This is a genomic window from Streptomyces sp. NPDC029674 (genome assembly GCF_044903205.1).
Lineage (GTDB): Bacteria > Actinomycetota > Actinomycetes > Streptomycetales > Streptomycetaceae > Streptomyces.
The window spans coordinates 39,940-57,842 of sequence record NZ_JBJDPY010000023.1; the positions used below are offsets into that span (position 1 = coordinate 39,940).

At 71.7% G+C, this 17,903-nt stretch carries 16 protein-coding genes; 4 read left to right on the forward strand and 12 right to left on the reverse strand.

Annotated elements, in window-relative coordinates; genetic code table 11:
• Positions 1 to 25: 25 nt before the first annotated feature.
• From ACI2L3_RS35680 to ACI2L3_RS35690, 3 genes are read left to right on the forward strand one after another with little or no spacing between them, the layout of a single operon-like run.
• Complete coding sequence (locus tag ACI2L3_RS35680; RefSeq protein ID WP_404756584.1) at positions 26 to 832, forward strand: methyltransferase domain-containing protein; 807 nt, start codon at positions 26 to 28, stop codon at positions 830 to 832.
• 49 nt (positions 833 to 881) lie between these two features.
• Positions 882 to 3,119, forward strand: a complete 2,238-nt coding sequence (locus ACI2L3_RS35685; RefSeq protein ID WP_404756585.1) for an MMPL family transporter — start codon at positions 882 to 884, stop codon at positions 3,117 to 3,119.
• Positions 3,116 to 4,078: an ornithine cyclodeaminase family protein gene (locus tag ACI2L3_RS35690; protein ID WP_404756586.1), complete on the forward strand. Its 963-nt coding sequence runs from the start codon at positions 3,116 to 3,118 to the stop codon at positions 4,076 to 4,078. The genes ACI2L3_RS35685 and ACI2L3_RS35690 overlap by 4 nt, the downstream gene beginning before the upstream one ends.
• A 4-nt stretch (positions 4,079 to 4,082) precedes the next feature.
• Here ACI2L3_RS35690 and ACI2L3_RS35695 read toward each other — a convergent pair whose 3' ends face one another.
• From ACI2L3_RS35695 to ACI2L3_RS35730, 8 genes are all read right to left on the reverse strand, one after another.
• Positions 4,083 to 5,363: a sulfite oxidase gene (locus tag ACI2L3_RS35695; protein WP_404756587.1), complete on the reverse strand. Its 1,281-nt coding sequence runs from the start codon at positions 5,361 to 5,363 to the stop codon at positions 4,083 to 4,085.
• 64 nt (positions 5,364 to 5,427) lie between these two features.
• A complete protein-coding gene (locus ACI2L3_RS35700; protein WP_404756588.1) occupies positions 5,428 to 6,036 on the reverse strand; it encodes a sugar kinase in 609 nt (202 codons plus the stop codon).
• Complete coding sequence (locus ACI2L3_RS35705; protein WP_404756589.1) at positions 6,037 to 7,194, reverse strand: ROK family glucokinase; 1,158 nt, start codon at positions 7,192 to 7,194, stop codon at positions 6,037 to 6,039.
• Positions 7,195 to 7,408: 214 nt separating this feature from the next.
• Positions 7,409 to 8,236: an ATP-binding cassette domain-containing protein gene (locus ACI2L3_RS35710; RefSeq protein ID WP_404756590.1), complete on the reverse strand. Its 828-nt coding sequence runs from the start codon at positions 8,234 to 8,236 to the stop codon at positions 7,409 to 7,411.
• 5 nt (positions 8,237 to 8,241) lie between these two features.
• Complete coding sequence (locus ACI2L3_RS35715) at positions 8,242 to 9,297, reverse strand: ABC transporter permease (RefSeq protein WP_404756591.1); 1,056 nt, start codon at positions 9,295 to 9,297, stop codon at positions 8,242 to 8,244.
• A complete protein-coding gene (locus ACI2L3_RS35720) occupies positions 9,294 to 10,283 on the reverse strand; it encodes a sugar ABC transporter substrate-binding protein (RefSeq protein ID WP_404756637.1) in 990 nt (329 codons plus the stop codon). The genes ACI2L3_RS35715 and ACI2L3_RS35720 overlap by 4 nt, the downstream gene beginning before the upstream one ends.
• A 125-nt stretch (positions 10,284 to 10,408) precedes the next feature.
• Complete coding sequence (locus ACI2L3_RS35725; protein ID WP_404756592.1) at positions 10,409 to 11,416, reverse strand: sugar ABC transporter substrate-binding protein; 1,008 nt, start codon at positions 11,414 to 11,416, stop codon at positions 10,409 to 10,411.
• A 141-nt stretch (positions 11,417 to 11,557) separates the two neighbouring features.
• Positions 11,558 to 12,349 (reverse strand): GntR family transcriptional regulator, encoded by a 792-nt coding sequence (locus tag ACI2L3_RS35730; RefSeq protein ID WP_404756593.1) that lies wholly within the window; start codon positions 12,347 to 12,349, stop codon positions 11,558 to 11,560.
• 688 nt (positions 12,350 to 13,037) lie between these two features.
• Between ACI2L3_RS35730 and ACI2L3_RS35735 the strand changes: the two genes are divergently transcribed.
• Positions 13,038 to 14,051 (forward strand): Gfo/Idh/MocA family oxidoreductase, encoded by a 1,014-nt coding sequence (locus tag ACI2L3_RS35735; protein ID WP_404756594.1) that lies wholly within the window; start codon positions 13,038 to 13,040, stop codon positions 14,049 to 14,051.
• A gap of 15 nt (positions 14,052 to 14,066) precedes the next feature.
• Here ACI2L3_RS35735 and ACI2L3_RS35740 read toward each other — a convergent pair whose 3' ends face one another.
• The 4 genes from ACI2L3_RS35740 to ACI2L3_RS35755 all read right to left on the reverse strand — a co-directional run bounded on the left by ACI2L3_RS35740 (position 14,067) and on the right by ACI2L3_RS35755 (position 17,743).
• Positions 14,067 to 14,522 carry a PaaI family thioesterase gene (locus ACI2L3_RS35740; RefSeq protein ID WP_404756595.1) on the reverse strand — a complete coding sequence of 152 codons (456 nt, stop codon included), beginning with the start codon at positions 14,520 to 14,522 and terminating at the stop codon, positions 14,067 to 14,069.
• Positions 14,523 to 14,532: 10 nt separating this feature from the next.
• Positions 14,533 to 15,735, reverse strand: a complete 1,203-nt coding sequence (locus ACI2L3_RS35745) for a cytochrome P450 (protein ID WP_404756596.1) — start codon at positions 15,733 to 15,735, stop codon at positions 14,533 to 14,535.
• Positions 15,736 to 15,803: 68 nt separating this feature from the next.
• The gene (locus ACI2L3_RS35750; RefSeq protein ID WP_404756597.1) at positions 15,804 to 16,469 is read right to left on the reverse strand and encodes a response regulator; all 666 of its coding nucleotides are present in this window, start codon (positions 16,467 to 16,469) and stop codon (positions 15,804 to 15,806) included.
• Positions 16,466 to 17,743, reverse strand: a complete 1,278-nt coding sequence (locus tag ACI2L3_RS35755) for a sensor histidine kinase (protein ID WP_404756598.1) — start codon at positions 17,741 to 17,743, stop codon at positions 16,466 to 16,468. Before ACI2L3_RS35755 ends, ACI2L3_RS35750 begins: the two co-directional genes overlap by 4 nt.
• Positions 17,744 to 17,903 lie beyond the last annotated feature (160 nt).

A 17,903-nucleotide genomic window follows, 5' to 3' on the forward strand; every position in this document is an offset into this window, starting at 1 on the left:
TTTCATCACCAAGGAGATATGACACATGAGCCCCCAGTTGGTGGACCTCCTCGCCTGCCCCGTCTGCTCGGCAGCGGTCGAGCAGAAGTCACCGTCCGCCTTCGCCTGCACCTCGTGCGGCAGGATCTCGCCCCTCTCCCGGGGCTTCCTGGACATGATCCAGGAGCCGGGCCAGCCCGACCCCGCGGCTCCGACCACGGCCCAGCGCCTCATGGAGAGCAAGGCGTTCGTCCGCCTCTACGAGACGGCCATGCGGCCGTTCTTCGCGCGGCTCTTCGCCGGGTTCGGCAGCCATGTGCCCGGTTACGCCGAGGAGTTCCAGGTCTACCACGACTGGCTGAAGCTCACGGAGAGCCGGACCGGCGCCTGGCTCGACCTGTCCTGCGGCGCGGGCTACTTCACCGACCGTCTCGCGGGCGCGATCCCCGACGCCACGGTGGTCGGCCTTGACATCTCCGTCGCCATGCTCGAGAAGGCGCTGAAGGAGACCATCGGGCGCCCGAACGTCAGCCTCGTCCGGGGCGACGTCCGCGGACTCCCCTTCAAGGACGGCGTGTTCGACGGGGTCAGCAACCCCGGGTCGCTGCACCTGTACGCGGACCCGCAGTCGGCCTACCAGGAGGTCTTCCGGCTGCTGAAGCCCGGCGGTGTCTACACGGCGAGCACGTTCGCGGAGAACGACTACCCGAGCAGCCGCCTCGGCGTGAAGCTGACCGGCATCCGCCGCACCGACCTGGGGACGCTCCCCGAGGAGCTGGAGAAGGCCGGGTTCACCAACTACCGCCTCCAGAAGTTCGGTTCCGCGTTCATCTTCGCGGTGACCAAGCCCTGACCGGTGTGAACCACGCTTCCGACGCTCTGTGAAACGGCGGTACCGAGCAATGTCCCTCTTCCTGCGGATCACTTCCCGGCCGCGGATCCTCCTCGCGATCACGGCGCTTCTCCTCGCCGCGGCGGGTGTCATCGGCGGCGGTCTGACCGACCGGCTCCAACTCGGCGGCACCGAGGACCCGGCGGCCGAGTCGTCCCGTGCGCTCACCGTGCTGAACGAGAAGTTCCCGGCGAGCCAGCCCAATCTCGTGCTGCTCGTGCGGAGCGGGAGAGACGGGCGTGACGGCGCGGCGACCGCCCGGCAGGGCACCGGGCTCGCGCAGCGCCTCTCCCGGGAAGAGGGAATCACCGGAGTCCTCAGCTACTGGCAGACCAAAGACCCGGCGCTGCGCTCGAAGGACGGTGAGCACGCCCTGATCGTGGCCCACATCAAGGGCGACGAGACCCGGGCGGGCAAGGTCTACGACCGCATCGCCGACAAGTACCGCGCCACGGACGGCGGGTTGGAGGTCAAGCTGGGCGGCAACGTCGCCGTCCGCAACGAGGCGCAGCGGCAGACCGCCGACGACCTGGTGCGGTCCGAGCTCATCGCCATGCCGATCGTGCTGGTCATCCTGCTGCTGGCGTTCGGCAGCGTGATCGCCGCCCTGCTGCCGTTCGTCATCGGCCTGGTCGCCATCTTCGGGACCAACGCGCTGTTGGTCGGCATCACGCACGTCGCCGACGTGTCGATCTTCGCGCAGAACCTGACGACCGCGCTCGGCTTCGGTCTCGCCATCGACTACGCCCTGCTGATCGTGCGCCGCTACCGCGAGGAGCTGGTCAGGCACCCGGAACCGGCCAGGGCGCTGGTGGCCGTGATGCACAGCGCCGGCCGCACCGTGCTGTTCTCGGCGTCCGTGGTCGCGGTGTCGCTCGCGGCCATGCTGATCTTCCCGATGTACTTCCTGCGGTCGTTCGCGTACGCCGGTATCTCGGTGGTGGTCCTCGCGGCGCTGGCCGCGCTCACCGTGCTGCCCGCGCTGCTCCTGCTCCTCGGGCACCGGGTGAACTCGCTCAAGGTGTTCGGCCGGCGCCGCGGGGAGGGCGACGGGGCGGCCGCCGAGCGGCGGTGGCGGAGCACGACCGCGGCGGTCATGAAGCGCGGCCCGCTGGTCACCGTGGTGGTGACGGCGTTCCTGGTCCTGCTCGGACTGCCGTTCCTGCGCGTCGACTTCGGCACCGTGGACGACCGGCAGCTGGGCAAGCACGCCGAGGCGCGTTTCGTGCACGACGAGATCCGCGAGTCCTTCACCAACAGCCCGACCGGCGGCATCGCCGTCCTCGCGGAGGGCGCCGACCGGGCCGGCATCGACCGTTACGCGCGGCAGCTCTCCCGGGTGGCGAAGGTGGCGCGGGTCGACACCTCCGCGGGCACCTTCCGCGGCGGGAGCCAGGTCCGGCCCGCCGACGCCGCGAGTGCCACGCGGCTGGTCTCGGGGACGAACTACCTGACCGTGTGGCCCGATCACACGGTGGAGGACATCTCGGCGGACAGCCAGCGCATGGTGCGGGACATCCGCTCCCTCGACGCGCCGTTCCCGGTGCGGGTCGGCGGGCAGGCCGCGATGCTCGTCGACAGCCGCCACGTCATCGGGGAGCTGCTGCCGTACGCGCTGCTCTTCATCGTGGTGGTCACCATGATCATGGTGTTCCTGATGACCGGCTCGCTGCTGCTGCCGCTCCAGGCCGTGATCCTGAACGCCCTCAGCCTGACGGCGATGTTCGGGGCGGCGGTCTGGGTCTTCCAGGACGGGCACCTGAGCGGCCTGCTGGGCTTCACCCCGACCGGCTTCATCGAGACGTCGCTGCCGGTGCTGATGTTCTGTCTCACCTTCGGCCTGTCGATGGACTACTCGCTGTTCCTGCTCTCGCGCATCAAGGAGCACTACGACCGCACGGGGGACCACCGCGACGCGGTGCTCACGGGAGTCGCGCGCACGGGGGGCATCATCACGGCGGCGGCCGTCATCCTCGCCGTCGTCATGGCCGGCATCGGCACCTCGCAGATCGCCCTGACCAAGATGCTGGGGCTCGGCACGGCGCTCGCGGTGCTCGTCGACGCGACCGTGGTGCGCTGCCTCCTGGTGCCCGCGCTGATGGGCGTCTTCGGACGGTCCACCTGGTGGGCGCCGCACTCCCTGCGCCGCTTCCGGCTCAGGGAGGAAGTCCCGGACGACACGACGCGGGAGCCGGCACCGGCGGATCATGGTGGTCCGAACCCGCCCGCACGACAAGGAACCGCATGAGCGCGCAGACACAGTCCGCACCGCCTCCGGCCACCCCCCACCTCGACGCGGAGGCCCTGGCCCGGCTCGTCCCCATGGCCGCCGCGATCGACGCGCTGGAGGCGGTGCTCGCCGCCGGTCTCGACCCGGAGGCGGAATCCCCGCGCGGCGTCGTGGACATCTCCGGGGGCCAGCTGCTCCTCATGCCGTCGGCCACGGCCTCGTACGCCGGCGTGAAGGTCGCCACCGTGACGCCGGGCAACGCGGACCGCGGACTCCCCCGCGTCCAGGGCCTGTACATCCTCCTGGACGGCGTGACCCACACGCCGCTCGCCCTCCTGGACGGCATCGCGCTGACGTCGCTGCGCACTCCGGCGGTGTCCGGGGTGGCGATCAGGCACCTGGCGGTCCCGGAGGCCGAGCGCCTGCTGGTCTTCGGGACCGGGCCACAGGCGTGGGGGCACGTCGAGGCGGTACGGGCCGTGCGCCCGGGCCTGCGCCATGTCGACGTGGTCGCACGGGACGCCGGCCGGGTCGCGGCCTTCGTCGCCCGCTGCCGCGCCACCGGCCTCACCGCGGCCGCGGCGGCACCGCAGGACGTGGCCCACGCGGACGTGGTCTGCTGCTGCACCACGGCCCGCGAGCCGCTGTTCGACAGCTCCCTGCTGCCGGACCACGCGACGGTCGCCGCGGTCGGCTCCCACGAGCCGGACGCCCGCGAGGTCGACGCCGGCCTGGTGGGCCGCGCCACGGTGGTGGCGGAGTCCCGCGAGGTGGCCGCACGCGAGTGCGGCGACCTGGTCCTCGCGGCGGCCGAAGGCCCCTTCGCCATGGACCGGCTGCACACCCTGGACGCCCTCGTCCGCGGCGAGGTGGGCCCCGCGGACGGCCGTCCCCGGCTGTTCAAGTCGGCGGGCATGGCCTGGGAGGACCTGGCGGTGGCGGCCGCCGCCTACGAGAGGTGGGCGGCCGCCGGGTGACCGTCTAGGCCTCCACCGTCACCGCGTGCCGCAGCACCGCGTCGAACAGGTACCCCTGCGTGTTGTGCACCGTCGTCTCCGGCTGGGTCCGGCCCGTCGAGTCCGTGGCGCGGGAGAGGAGTGCGGCGGGGCCGGGCTCGCGGGGTGTCCACGGGATCGACCAGCGGGTCCACGAGCCGGGGCGCCCGGGGTCGCGCAGCCGGGCCGGCCGCCAGGACGTGCCGCCGTCCGTGCTGACCTCGACCCGGGTGACCGCGCCCGCGCCCGACCAGGCGCGGCCCGTGAGCCGGTGGCGGGTGTGCGCGGACAGGCGGGCGTTCCAAGGGAGTTCGAAGGCCGACTTCAGGGTCTGGCGGGTCAGCGGGGCGCTGCCCCCGGGCGGGTACGCGTCGCCGAACAGCCGGTAGGAGTCCGTGTTCCACGGCGAGTAGAGGGGCGTCGTCGAGACCTCGATGTCGCCCAGCCACTTGATGGAGGCGATGCCCACCCAGGACGGCACGAGCAGACGGACCGGGAACCCGTGGTCGGGCGGCAGAGGGACGCCGTTCATCTCATACGCGAGGAGGACGTCATCCAGCGCCTTGGACACCGGCAGGGGACGGCGTACGCGGCCGTAGTTCGTGCCGTCCGACGTGACGTACTCGTCGTCGAGGCCGCGCGGCATCACGTCCACCGCCCGGGGGGAGAGGCCGGCAAGCCGCAGGACGTCGGAGAGCCGGGCCCCGCGCCAGCGGGCCGTGCCGATCGCGCCCGTGCCCCAGGGGGTGCCGGACGCGGGCCGGTCCTGCTGGGTCTTGAAGTAGTTCCTCGCGTTGCCCGCGCACTCGACGAACGCCGTGCGCGTCACCGGGGGCAGGCGCTTCAGATCCGCGAGGCCGAACCGCCGTGCGCCGCCGGTCAGTCCGTCGCCCCGGACCCGCAGCTCCCAGGCCGCCGCGTCGATGCGCGGTGTCGTCGTGTGGTTGCGGACGAAGAAGTGCGAGATCGGGGTGGTGAAGCCGGTTCCGGCGAGGGCCTCGAAGCGGGTCTCCGCGTTCGTGCCGTGGACCGTGAACAGCTCCGGGGGCAGCGGCTTGACGATGCCCTCCCCCGTCGGCCCCGCGTGCTCCGCCGCCCTCGCCGCGGGTGCCGGGAGGGCGACCGGTACGGCGGAGACCACGCCCGCGGCGGCGAGGAGCCGCAGCATGTCACGGCGGCCCACGCCCTCGGCCCTGGCCAGGCCCGCCCGCCACTGGTGCAGTCTGCGCCGGTCGTACGACGCCTCTGATTCGATGTCTCCGGTCATGGTCACACGGTAGGAGGCGCCGCCGCGGCCGGCCGGGAAACCGTCTTGATCGGCCGGATTCGGTTCAGGGCGTCGTCGTCGACACCACGTACACCATCGGGTGCTCCGCGTTCGAGCGGTCCACGACCACGTCCTGCGTCGGCTTCGGGTCGTCCTGCTCGTGCGTGAGGCCGGACCAGGGCCCCGGGCCCGTGAACTCCCAGCCCACGACCTTCTGGTCGCGCTTGCTGATGGTGATGTCGTTCGGCTTGAGGGCGCCCTCGACGGTGCCGATCTGCTTGAGGAACTTCCGCAGCCCGTCGTTGCTGGTGAGGAACTGGACGTAGAGACGGCTGGTGCGCCAGTTGTTCGTCTCGTAGTAGGCGACCTCGTCCGAGTACGGCTGGACCGGCACCTCGTACAGGCGGCGCTGCACCTTGGAGGGCCAGCCCGCGGTGAGGCCGGTCGCGGAGTACTTGTCCTCCTTGTCGCGGCCGCTGTTGCGGCTCTGGTTCGCGGAGATCACCAGATAGCCGGCGGGCACGCCGATGAGCAGCACGATGGTGATCGCCGTCAGCCAACGACGGCGGATCATGTGGCTGCGGTCCTCGGGCTTACGGGCCTTGCCCCCCTCCCGGTCCGGCTCGGGCGAGCCGGGGCGGTCCGGGGACGAGGGCTGGCGTGGCACGGTCATCTACTGGGTTCCCTGGGATGTGCGGTCGTCGGTGCGGCGCGCCTCGGCGTAGCGCTCGTAACGTTCGTAGCGTTCCACGCGGCGGCGGTTGGCGCGGCGGAAGCGGCGGGCGACGAGCCGGGCCAGGTCGGCGGCGCCGACCATGCCGGCCTCGGGGCCGAGCTGGGCGCGGGCGATGCGGGCCTCGGGGCGGTAGCCGCGGCCGGTCAGATGGCGGCGGAAGGCGTCGCGGGCCGGTCCGATCAGGAGGTCGTCGGCGGCCGAAACGCCACCGCCGATCACGAAGCAGGACGGGTCGAGGGCGGCCGCCAGGTTGGCGATGCCGACGCCGAGCCACTGGCCGATGTCCTGGAGGAGCTCGACGCACATGGCGTCGCCCTCGCGGGCCAGCTCGGTGATGAGCGGGCCCGTGATGTCGGGGACGTTGCCCTTGACGCGCTCGATGATGCCGTACGCGACCGGGGAGTCGGCGGCGGCGAGCTCGCGGGCCTCACGGACCAGCGCGTTGCCGGAGCTGTACTGCTCCCAGCAGCCGCGGTTGCCGCACGGGCAGCGGTGGCCGCCGGGGACGACCTGCATGTGCCCGAACTCGCCGGCCACGCCGAACTTGCCGCGCTTGACCTGCCCGTCCTCCAGGATCGCGCCGCCGATGCCGGTGCCGAGCGTGATCATGACGAGGTGGTCCTCGCCGCGGCCCGCGCCGAAGCGCCACTCCGCCCACGCGGCGGTGTTCGCGTCGTTGTCCACCATGACCGGGACCGCGAGGCGGCCCGAGATGCGGTCGCGGAGCGGTTCGTTGCGCCAGGACAGGTGCGGGGCGAACAGGACGCGGTTGCGGTCCGCGTCCACCCAGCCGGCGGCGCCGATGCCGACGGCGTGCACGTCGTGCCGGTCGGACAGGTCGAGGACCAGCTCGATGATCGTGTCCTCGACGACGCGGGGGCTCTTGGACTTGTCCGGGGTCTCCGTGCGGAGGGTCTCCAGAATGTTGCCGTCGGGGTCGACGACGCCCGCCATCACCTTCGTACCGCCGATGTCGATGCCGACGGTGTTGACGCGGGGCGCCGTCAGATGGGATCGGCGTTCACGCGTGCCCACGGTCCGCAGGACGGTGGCTCGTGCGGAGCCGCGGTGCGCGAGGTCGCGGTAGGTGCTCATTGCGGCGATTCTGCCTCACGCTCGCGGGGGCGCGCACACGGGACCCCGGGGCGGGGGTGCCGTTCCCGGTGACCCCGGGCCGGGTAGCTCAGGGGCGCGGGGAACTGCGCGCTCAGCCCAGGAAAAGCCGCAGACGCGTCTGCCGAGCACCGAGCAGATGCGTCTGCGGCTACGCCGTGGCCGGTCGCGCAGTTCCCCGCGCCCCTGGAGGGGCCTAGCGGCCCTCCAGCTCGTGACGGAGGTCGTCGAGTTCGCTGCCGCCCGCCATCTCGCGGGTGAGGTCGTCGAGGGAGATGCCCTCACGGACGTAGGAGCCGGACATCGCTCCTCGCTTGAGGAGGACGAACCGGTCCCCGACCAGGTACGCGTGGTGCGGGTTGTGGGTGATGAGGACCACGCCGAGGCCCGCGTCCCGCGCCGCGGCGACGTACTTGAGGACGACGCCGGACTGCTTGACGCCGAGCGCGGCGGTCGGCTCGTCGAGGACGAGGACCTTCGCGCCGAAGTGGACGGCGCGGGCGATCGCCACGCACTGGCGCTCGCCGCCGGAGAGCGTGCCGATGGGCTGGTCGACGTCGCGCAGGTCGATGCCCATGCGGAGCAGCTCCGCGCGGGTCGTCTCGCGCATGAGGTCGACGTCCATGCGGCGGAAAGGACCCGTGCCCTTCGTCGGTTCGGAGCCGAGGAAGAAGTTCCGCCAGACCGGCATCAGGGGGACCACGGCGAGGTCCTGGTAGACCGTGGCGATGCCGAGGTCGAGGGCCTCGCGCGGCGAGCTGAGCCGCGTGTCCTCGCCCTCGATGCGGAAGGTGCCCGCGTCGTGCTTGTGCAGACCTGCGATGATCTTGATGAGGGTGGACTTGCCCGCGCCGTTGTCGCCGAGCACGCAGGAGATTTCCCCCGCGTGGACTTCGAGGGAGACGCCTTCGAGGGCGCGGATGTTGCCGTAGTACTTGCTGACGTCGTCGAGCTCGACGAGCGGCGTGCGCTCCCCGGTCTCCGGCACGGCGTCGTCGGCGCCGGTCATGTCGGCATCGGTCATGTCGGTCACTTCGTCGCCTCCGCGCGCTTGCGGACCCAGTGGTTGAGGAGGGTCGCGAGGAGCAGCATCACGCCGAGGAAGAACTTGAACCAGTCGGAGTTCCACTCGGCGAACACGATGCCCTTGCTGACCATGCCGAAGATCAGCGCGCCGACGGCCGCGCCGACGGCGGAGCCGTAGCCGCCGGTGATGAGGCAGCCGCCGATGACGGCCGCGACGATGTAGATCAGTTCGTTGCCGACGCCCTCGCCGGACTGCACGGTGTCGTACGAGAACAGCAGGTGCTGGCCGGAGATCCAGGCGCCGAACGCGACGCCCATGTAGAGGCCGATCTTGGTCTTGGCGACCGGGACGCCGACCGCGCGGGCCGCTTCCTCGCCGCCGCCGACCGCGAAGATCCAGTTGCCGACGCGGGTGCGCAGCAGGATCCAGGTGGCGACCGCGATCAGGGCGAGCCACCAGACGATGGTGATCTTGAAGTCGACGCCGCCGATGGTGATCACGGAGGCGAAGACCTCCTTGGCGGAGGAGAAGCCCTCCATGTCGGCGATCGACTTGGTGGAGACCGTGCCGCTGATCAGCTTGGTGAAGCCGAGGTTCATGCCGGTCAGCATCAGGAACGTGCCGAGCGTGATGATGAAGCTCGGCGGGTCCGTGCGGGTCAGCATGACGCCGTTGAAGACGCCGATGGCGAGGGTGACGAGCAGCGAGACGCCGACGCCGACCCAGACGTTCGCCGTCATCTGGTAGCTGAACATCGAGGAGACGAGGGCGGAGGTCGTCACGAGGACGCCCGCCGACAGGTCGAACTCGCCGCCGATCATGAGCAGCGCCACCGGCACCGCCATGATGCCGAGGGTGGAGGCGGCGTACAGGACCGTCGCGAGGCTGTTGGCCTGCAGGAAGCTGTCCGCGACGAACGAGAAGAAGATGAAGACGGCGATGGCGCCGACGACCGAGCCGAGCTCGGGGCGGCCCATCAGCTTCTTCCACGGCGAGGTCTTCACGAGACGCTCGTCGGTCTTGGTGTCCGGGGCGGGCGCGGGTGCTGTCGCGGTCATCGGGTCCCTCGCTTCGCGTAGTCCTCCAGCTCGTCGGCCTGGTCCTTGGTGACGATCTGCGGTCCGGTGAGGACGGGCTTGCCGCCGCCGAGGACGTCGGCGTTGTACTTGTAGAGCCACAGCAGGTCGACGGCCTGGTAGCCCTGGAGGTAGGGCTGCTGGTCGACGGCGAAGCCGAGGTCGCCGGACTTGAGGCCGGCGGCGACCTTCTCGTTGAGGTCGAAGGTGTCGACCTCGGCCTTGCTGCCCGCGCTGTCGGCGGCCTTCACGGCGGTGTCCGCGAAGGGCGCGCCGAGGGTGACGACCGCGTCGATCGACTTGTCGGTCTGGAGCCGGGCCTCGATGGAGGACTGCACGTCGGGCATGTTGGTGCCGGTCACGTAGAGGTTCTGCAGTTTGCCGTCGAAGGTTTTCTCGGCGCCTTCGCAGCGCTGCTCGTGGCCGACGTTGCCCTGCTCGTGCAGGATGCAGAGCGCCTTCTTCTTGCCGCGCTTGTTGAGCTCCTCGCCGACGGCCTCGCCCGCGATCGTCTCGTCCTGCCCGATGTGGGTGAGGGCGCCGAACTCCTTGGACTCGGCGGAGCCGGAGTTCACGGTGATCACCGGGATGCCGGCCTTCTTCGCGCGGGCCAGGGCGCCCTTCATCGCGTCGGGCTTGGCCAGCGAGACGATGATCCCGTCGACCTTCTTGTCGATGTAGGAGTCCACGAGCTGCGCCTGCTGCTGGGCCTCGTCGTCGTGCGCGTACAGGAACTTGATGTTGTCCTTGACAGCGGCCTGCTCGGCGCCGCTCTGCACGATGTCCCAGAAGGTGTCGCCGTCGCCCGAGTGGGTGACCATGCCGAAGGTCCAGCGCGGCGTGTTCACCGCGGCCTTCCCGCCCGCCGCGGCCGCCTTGCGGGCGTCCTCCGCGCGCTTGCCGCCGGTACTGCTGCATCCGGTCAGTCCCGCGGTCACGCCGAGCACCGCCACCAGCACGGCGCCCACCGCGCGTACCCCTGTCTTCACCCTTGTCACGACGCCGTGCCCTTCTAGCTCTACTGCTCTGTGCGGCCGGTCCGGATCCCCGGCCCCAGCCGCCCAAGTATCGACCACGCGGATCACGCGTGTGTTCATCGGGTACCGCGAGCGGTGTACTTCTCCAGCTTCGGCACATCCTTCCCGGTGACGACGGCGGGTCCGGTGAGGACGGGCTTGCCGCCGCCCAGGACGTTGGCGTTCGTCTTGTAGAGCCACAGCAGGTCGACGGCCTGGTACCCCTGGAGGTAGGGCTGCTGGTCGACGGCGAAGCCGACCTCCTTGGCCTTGAGCTGCTTGACGACCTCGGCGTTCAGGTCGAACGTGTCGACCTCCGCCTTGCTCCCCGCCTCGTCCTTCGCCTTCACGGAGTACGCGGCGATCGGCGCGCCGAGCGTGACGACGGCGTCGATGCCCTTGGTGGCCTGGAGCTTCGCGCTGATGGAGGACTGGGCGGCGGGCGCGTTGGTGCCCTCGACGTTGAGGTTCTCGACCGTGCCGTCGAAGGTCTTCTTCACCCCGGCGCAGCGCTGCTCGTGGGAGACGTTGCCCTGTTCGTGGATGACGCAGAGCGCCTTCTTCTTCCCGCGCGTGTTCAGCTCGGTGCCGACGGCCTCGCCCGCCACGGACTCGTCCTGGCCGATGTGGCTGAGCGCGCCGAACCGCTCGGAGAACTCGCCGCCGGAGTTGATCGTGATGACCGGGATGTCCGCGTCCGCCGCCTTGGCGAGCACGGCGCGCATCGCCTCGGGCTTGGCCAGGGTCACGACGATCCCATCGACCTTCTTGTCGACGAAGGACTGGACGAGCTCGGCCTGGCCCTTGGCCTCCTTGTCGTTGGCGTAGAGGAACTCGACGTTGTCCTTGCTCGCCGCCTGCTTGGCGCCGCTGCGGACGATGTCCCAGAAGGTGTCGCCCTCGCCCGAGTGAGTAATCATCGCGATCTTGAGGCGGGGCGTGTCCACACCCTTGCCGCCCCCGCCCCCGCCGCCGTCCCCGGACCCGTCCTCGTCGTCCTTGCCGCCGGAGCCGCTGCAGCCGGCCGCGAGCGCGATCACCGCCAGACAGGCCGTGACGCCCTTCGCCGTGCGGGATGTACGCATGGCCGTACGGGATGTGCGCATCGTGGACCACCCCTCTTCTTCCGGCCGCCTCGGTGCGGCTGGGGGAGTTCTAGCGGGGTGTGCGCGGGACCGTCAATGGATTTGTCAGAACATTCTTACGCCGCTGTGTCGCTACGACCGCTACGGCCGTACGAGGAGCTGGAACTCGAAGGAGTAGCGCGAGGCCCGGTAGACGTGCGAGCCGAACTCGACCGGGCGGCCCGTGTCGTCGAAGGTGGTGCGCCGCATCGTGAGCAACGGGGCGCCGGCCGGCTCGCCCAGCAGGCCGCCCTCCTCGGCGGTGGCGGCGCGGGCGCCGACGGACTGGCGCGCGCTGTGCAGGGTGTGCCCTGCGGCGCGCATCAGCCGGTAGAGCCCGGTGGCCTCCAGGCGCGCGCTGTCGAGGTCGAGGAGCCCGGTGGGGAGGTGGTTGCAGAGGTGGGCCATGGGTTCGCCGTGCGCGAGCCGCAGCCGCTCGACGACGTGCACCTCGTCGCCCTCACCGACCCCGAGCGCCGCGGCGACCTCGGCGGACGCGGGCTCCAGCGCGTTGCGCAGGACCCGCGTCTCGGGTCGCTGCCCCGCGGCCTCCAGGTCGTCGTAGAGGCTGCTGAGCTCCAGGGGCCGCTTGACCTGACTGTGCACGATCTGCGTGCCGACCCCGCGCCGCCGGACCAGCAGCCCCTTGTCGACGAGGGACTGGATGGCCTGCCGGACGGTGGGCCTGGACAGGCCGAGACGCCCGGCGAGCTCGATCTCATTGCCGAGGAGGCTGCCCGGAGTCAGGGCCCCGCGCTCGATCGCCGCCTCCAGCTGCTGGGCCAGCTGAAAGTAGAGCGGAACGGGACTGCTGCGGTCGACGCCGAGCCGGAGGTCGACGGTGGGGTCCTGGACCGGCTTGTCCTGGGCTGCTTTGGCGACTGGTTTGGACACGGGGCGAGCGTAGTCCCAGGAGATGATGACGGGAAGTTCTTAAGTTCTGTTGTCCGGACAAGGCTTGGACCGGATAGGGCAGGCCGGGCGCCGGTCGTTCGCCCGGCGTCGTTCACCCCGCGTCCGGCCGGGGCCGCAGGCCGAGCAGGACCTCCTGGACGAGATCGGCGCTGCGCCTGACCGCGTCGTCGCCGAAGCCCAGGAAGCACCGGTAGTGGATCGGCGCGTAGCCGCCGGGATCGTGTCACCGGCGGGGGCCCCTCTTCTTCGAGCGGCCGTAGAACACCATGGCGACAAGTACCGCGATGGCTATGACGAAGATGACAAGGCCCGCCGGCCCATCGGGATACCAGCGGCCCGCGGCTACAGCTACCACCGTTGTTTCCTCCTGAGGTGTGTGAGGGGCGCGGCGGTGAAGCACGCCGCGCCCTACGACCGCCCGCTATCGCCCCTTGCGCCTTCGCGCAATCCCGTAGACCGCGAGGGCGACCAGAGCCACGAGGGCGGCGATCAGCAGCCAGAGGGGCATGGAGGGCCCTGACGCGCCTCTGGCGAGCGATTCTGCAAGGTGCTGCTCCATCTGGCGGAACCTCACTTTCCCTGGCTTCTTCTCCGTCTACCCAGCTCTTAAGTTCTGTTGTCCGGACAAAGGATTGACAGGAGGGGTCGGCGTCGCGAGGGTGGGGCCATGCGCATCGGACTGATCGGAACGGGCCGCATCGGCAGCTTTCACTCGGTCGCACTGGGACGTCACCCCGAGGTGACGTCCCTGGTGATCGCCGACGTGGACGCCGCGAGAGCGGCCGACCTCGCGGCGCGGACGGGCGCGACGGCGGTGTCCTCGGTGGACGAGGTCTTCGCCGCCGGGGTGGACGCCGTGGTGATCACCGCGGCGACGGCCGCGCACGCCGAGCTCATCGGCAGGGCGGCGCGGGCGGGCCTGCCGGTGTTCTGCGAGAAGCCCATCGCCCTCGACCTGCCGGGCACCCTGGCCGCCCTCGCCGAGGTCGAGGCCTCGGGCACGGAGCTGCAGCTCGGTTTCCAGCGGCGCTTCGACGCGGGGTACACGGCGGCCCGCGAGGCGGTGCGCGCCGGCCGGCTCGGGCGGCTGCACACCGTGCGGGCGGTCACCTCGGACCCGTGCCCGCCCCCGGCCGCGTACCTGCCGCTCTCCGGCGGGCTCTACCGCGACTGCCTGGTCCACGACTTCGACATCCTGCGGTGGGTGACCGGCCGCGAGGTCACGGAGGTGTACGCGACCGGCTCCGACGCGGGCCCCGCGATGTTCCGCGAGGCGGGCGACGTCGACACGGCGGCCGCGCTGCTCACCCTCGACGACGGCACGCTCGCCACGGCCACGGCGACCCGCTGCAACGGCGCGGGTTACGACGTACGCATGGAACTGGCCGGTGAGCGCGACCAGTTGGCGGTCGGCATGGACGAGCGCACGCCCCTCACCTCGGTGGAACCGGCGGGCCCTGCCGCCCCGGTCAAGCCCTGGCCCGGTTTCCTGGAGCGCTTCGCGCCCGCGTACGAGGCGGAGCTTGCCGCCTTCGTCGAGGTGGTCCGGGGCGAGCGCGCGAACCCCTGCGACGGCCGCGAGGCGCTGCACGCCCTACGGATCGCCGAGGCGTGCGAACTGTCGCGGCGGGAGCGGCGGCCGGTGCGGATGGCGGAGATCACGGAGTCGTCCGGGGGGTGAGCTCGCGCGGGCCGGTCACGCCGTGGAGAGCACCGTGCCCTGCGCGATCGCACACAGCGTCTCGCCTGCCTCACCGCTCTCCTCGCCGACGGTGAACAGCTCGCAGCGGACCACCGCCTGCCGGCGCCCCGAGTGGGCCACGGTGGCGCGGGCGACGAGCTTGGCGCCGGTCGCGGGACGTACGTACTGGATGGAGAATCCGGAGGTCAGCACGGCGGGCCCGAGCGTCGTGCCCGCGGCGAACGTGATGCTGTTGTCCGCGGCGTAGGCGAGCACGCCACCGTGCACGAAGCCGTTCTGCTGGTGGAGTTCCTCGCGGATGTCGATCTCCAGCGTGGCCGCGCCCTCGCCGAACCGCGTGACGCGGGCCCGGACGAGGCGGCTGAACGGCTGGGCGTCCAGGATCTTCTGGGCCATGCCGAGTTCGACGGCACGGGGCGCAGGCTGGTCGGGCGACGGCTGTTCGGTCATGGGCGAACTACTACCACCGGACGGGAAGCCGCCGCATCCCCCTGATCAGGGTTCCCGGCAGCCACTCCCCCGGCGGCCCGTCCGGGGCGAGGTCCGGGCAGCGTGCCAGGAGCGAGCCGAGCGCGATCTTCCCTTCGACCCGGGCGAGCTGGGCGCCCAGGCAGTGGTGCAGGCCGTATCCGAAGGCGACATGGCCCTGCGGGGCGCGGCGGATGTCGAAGCGGTCGGGCTCGGGGAAGCGCGCGGGGTCCCGGTCGGCCGCGGCGATGACGATCCGGACCACGGCGCCCGGAGGGATGACGAGGCCGCCCAACTCCGTCTCCTCCGTGGCGAAGCGGTACGTCGCGGCCTCCACCGGGCCCTCGAAGCGGAGGGCTTCCTCGATGGCGCCGTCGAGGAGCGTCATGTCGGCCCGTAGCGCGGCGAGTTGGTCGGGGTGGGTGAAGAGGGCGTGCACGGCGTTGCCGATCAGGTTGACCGTCGTCTCGTGTCCGGCGATCAGCAGCACGAACGCCATGGCACGCAGCTCGTCGTGCGAGAGGCGGTCGCCGTCCTCGTCGCCCGCGGTGCGTATCAGCGCGCTCAGCAGGTCCTCGCCGGGCGCCGAGCGCTTGGCCGCCACCAAGTCGTCGAGGTAGCCCGCCAGTTCCGCGAAGGCGGCGGCCTCTTCCTCCTGGGTCGGCGACGCCACGATGCCGTTCGACATGCGGCGGAAGGCGGTCCGGTCGATGTCGGGGACGCCGAGGAGCTCGCAGATGACGGTGATCGGGAGCTGGAAGGCGAGCGCTTCGAGGAGATCGCCCCGGCGGGTCCGTGCCGTCTCGCCGCGTATGAGCATCTCGTCGAGGAGGTCGTCGGTGATCTGCTGGATGCGGGGGCGCAGGGCGTCGACCCTGCGCATGGTGAACTCGCGGGTGACGAGCTTGCGCAGCCGGGTGTGGTGGGGCGGGTCGGCGATCAGCAGATGCGTGCCGATCAGGCCCTCCTCGCGGAACGCGAAGCCCGCGCTCGCCGAGGACTTCGCGAAGCGGCGGTCGGTGAGCGCGGTCCTGCACTCCTCGTACCCGACGACCAGATAGGCGTCGCCGATGTCCTCCGGAGGGGGCAGGCGGACGCGGTGGACGGGACCGAGGCCGCGCAGTTCCGCATAGACGGAGTGCGGGTCCTCTCTGAACCGCTCGCCGTACGTCGCCAGGTCGATGGTGTCCGCCATGCGGGTCTCCTCCAGGGGGCTCACGGGATCAACGCGCCGACGGAGGCGATCAGTTCCCCCCTGGCAGCTCACTCGTCGAGGAGCCCCGCGTCGTGCGCCAGCAGCGCGATCTGCACCCGGTTGTTGAGGTCCAGCTTCGTCAGGATCCGCGACACGTGCGCCTTGACCGTGGCGACGCTCAGGAACAGCTGGGCCGCGATGTCCGCGTTGGAGCCGCCGCGGCCGACCGCGACGGCCACCGCGCGCTCCCGCTCCCCCAGCGTGTCGAGCCGCTCCAACGCCCGCCGCCTGCGGTCCAGTTGCGGGTCGACTCCGGCCACCCGGGTGATCAGCTGCCGGGTCACCGTGGGCGAGAGCACCGGCTCCCCGGCGGCCACCGCGCGCACCGCCGCGACGATCTCGGCGGGCGGGGTGTCCTTGAGGACGAAGCCCGCCGCACCCGCGCGGAGGGCACGCAGCACCTGCTCGTCGGCGTGGAACGTGGTGAGGACGATGACCTCGGGCGCGTCGGGGCGCCTGCGCAGCGCCTCCGTGGCGGCGAGGCCGTCCATCGTGGGCATGCGGATGTCCATCAGGACGACGTCGGGCCGGACCTCGCCGACCAGCGGGGCGACCTCCGTGCCGTCGCCCGCCTCGCCCACGATCTCGATGTCGTCCGCGCCGCCGAGCATGAAGGAGAGTCCGGCGCGCACCAGCGGATCGTCGTCGACGAGCAGCAGCCTGATCGGTTTCATGACGCCCACGGTAGCCAGGCCTCCAGGTGGAATCCGCCGTCGGGTCGGAGCTCGTGGCGGAGTCTGCCGCCCGCGAGGGAGGCCCGTTCGGCGAGCCCGATGAGGCCCTGTCCCGAGCCGGGCACCGCGGGCACGTCACCGGGCGGTGCGGGGTTGCGCACGGACAGGGTCAGGCCCTCGCCGGGCGCGCCGGTGATGGCCACCGTCACCTCGGCGCCGGGGGCGTGCTTGCGGGCGTTGGTCAGGCCTTCCTGGGCGATGCGGTAGGCGGTGCGGCCGAGGGCGGCGGGCACGGCGGCGGGGTCGGTGACGCGGTTGTCGAGTACGACCTTCATGCCGGCCTCGCGGGATTCGGCGACCAGGGTGTCCAGGGCGGCGAGCGTGGGCTGCGGTCGGTCCGGGGCGTCCGCGTCGCCGCCGCGCAGGACGCCGATGACCTGGCGCAGGTCCTGCAGCGCTTCGTGGGCGCTCTCCCTGATGACGCCCGCCGCCCGGACGATCTCGGCGCGGGGCGCGTCCGGGCGGAACTCCAGGGCGCCCGCGTGCACGCTGAGCAGGGTGAGGCGGTGCGCGAGGACGTCGTGCATCTCGCGGGCGATGTCCTCGCGGGCGAGCCGCTGGGCCTGTTCGGCGCGGAGCGCGGCCTCGTTCTCGGCGCGGACGGCCCGGTCGCGCAGGCTGAGCAGCAGTTCGCGGCGGGAGCGCACGAACATGCCCCAGCCGATGACGGCGACGGTCATCAGGGCGGCGAAGGCGATGGCGACGCCGTACGGCAGGTCCGCGTCGGGCCGCAGCCGGTAGGTGAGCGGGACCACGGCGACCGAGGCCCCGCCGACCCACGCGACGTACCGGAAGGGCCGGTGCACGGCGAGGGTGAAGAGGGCCACCGCCGCCGCGCCGCCCCCCGTGTCGGAGGCGACCGCGACCGGCACCATCGCGACGGCGAGGCCGAGCGGCCAGCGCCTGCGCAGCCAGACCGCGGCGCAGGCGAGCGCGCCGATCACCTGGTCGAGCTCCGCGAACCCTTGGGAGACGTGCGGGTTGTCGCTGACCGCGTCGGCGCCGACCATCCCGATGAGGACGGCGGCGAAGAAGCAGCTGAAGTCGGCGATCCAGTCGCGCACGGTCCGCCGCGACCTGCGCCCCACGCGGCCCGGGTCGAACTCGCGGGCGAGGGCGGTGGGCAGCGTCCACGGAGCCCTGACCAACGGTCCGGACGCATGGCCGGCCGCGGACTCCGGCTCGGGCCGCCGCGTGGGATCAGTACCGCTCATGGTCGACAAATCTACGCACCTCAGGCGGGCGCGAACGCCCCTCACGCGTGATCGTCCACCAAAGTCGCGCACGCCGCCGACTTTCGGACCGGCGCACGGCGAAGATCCTCGCCCCGCGGCGGATGTCCGCGGGAAAGGCGCGGGACGAGGATCTTCCGTA

Excerpts from the sequence above, each read along its gene's own strand:
- ACI2L3_RS35680 (WP_404756584.1), top strand. The coding sequence starts at position 26 with ATGAGCCCCCAGTTGGTGGACCTCCTCGCCTGCCCCGTCTGCTCGGCA.
- ACI2L3_RS35685 (WP_404756585.1), top strand. The coding sequence starts at position 882 with ATGTCCCTCTTCCTGCGGATCACTTCCCGGCCGCGGATCCTCCTCGCG.
- ACI2L3_RS35690 (WP_404756586.1), top strand. The coding sequence starts at position 3,116 with ATGAGCGCGCAGACACAGTCCGCACCGCCTCCGGCCACCCCCCACCTC.
- ACI2L3_RS35695 (WP_404756587.1), bottom strand. The coding sequence starts at position 5,363 with ATGACCGGAGACATCGAATCAGAGGCGTCGTACGACCGGCGCAGACTG.
- ACI2L3_RS35700 (WP_404756588.1), bottom strand. The coding sequence starts at position 6,036 with ATGACCGTGCCACGCCAGCCCTCGTCCCCGGACCGCCCCGGCTCGCCC.
- ACI2L3_RS35705 (WP_404756589.1), bottom strand. The coding sequence starts at position 7,194 with ATGAGCACCTACCGCGACCTCGCGCACCGCGGCTCCGCACGAGCCACC.
- ACI2L3_RS35710 (WP_404756590.1), bottom strand. The coding sequence starts at position 8,236 with ATGACCGATGCCGACATGACCGGCGCCGACGACGCCGTGCCGGAGACC.
- ACI2L3_RS35715 (WP_404756591.1), bottom strand. The coding sequence starts at position 9,297 with ATGACCGCGACAGCACCCGCGCCCGCCCCGGACACCAAGACCGACGAG.
- ACI2L3_RS35725 (WP_404756592.1), bottom strand. The coding sequence starts at position 11,416 with ATGCGTACATCCCGCACGGCGAAGGGCGTCACGGCCTGTCTGGCGGTG.
- ACI2L3_RS35735 (WP_404756594.1), top strand. The coding sequence starts at position 13,038 with ATGCGCATCGGACTGATCGGAACGGGCCGCATCGGCAGCTTTCACTCG.
- ACI2L3_RS35740 (WP_404756595.1), bottom strand. The coding sequence starts at position 14,522 with ATGACCGAACAGCCGTCGCCCGACCAGCCTGCGCCCCGTGCCGTCGAA.
- ACI2L3_RS35745 (WP_404756596.1), bottom strand. The coding sequence starts at position 15,735 with ATGGCGGACACCATCGACCTGGCGACGTACGGCGAGCGGTTCAGAGAG.
- ACI2L3_RS35750 (WP_404756597.1), bottom strand. The coding sequence starts at position 16,469 with ATGAAACCGATCAGGCTGCTGCTCGTCGACGACGATCCGCTGGTGCGC.
- ACI2L3_RS35755 (WP_404756598.1), bottom strand. The coding sequence starts at position 17,743 with ATGAGCGGTACTGATCCCACGCGGCGGCCCGAGCCGGAGTCCGCGGCC.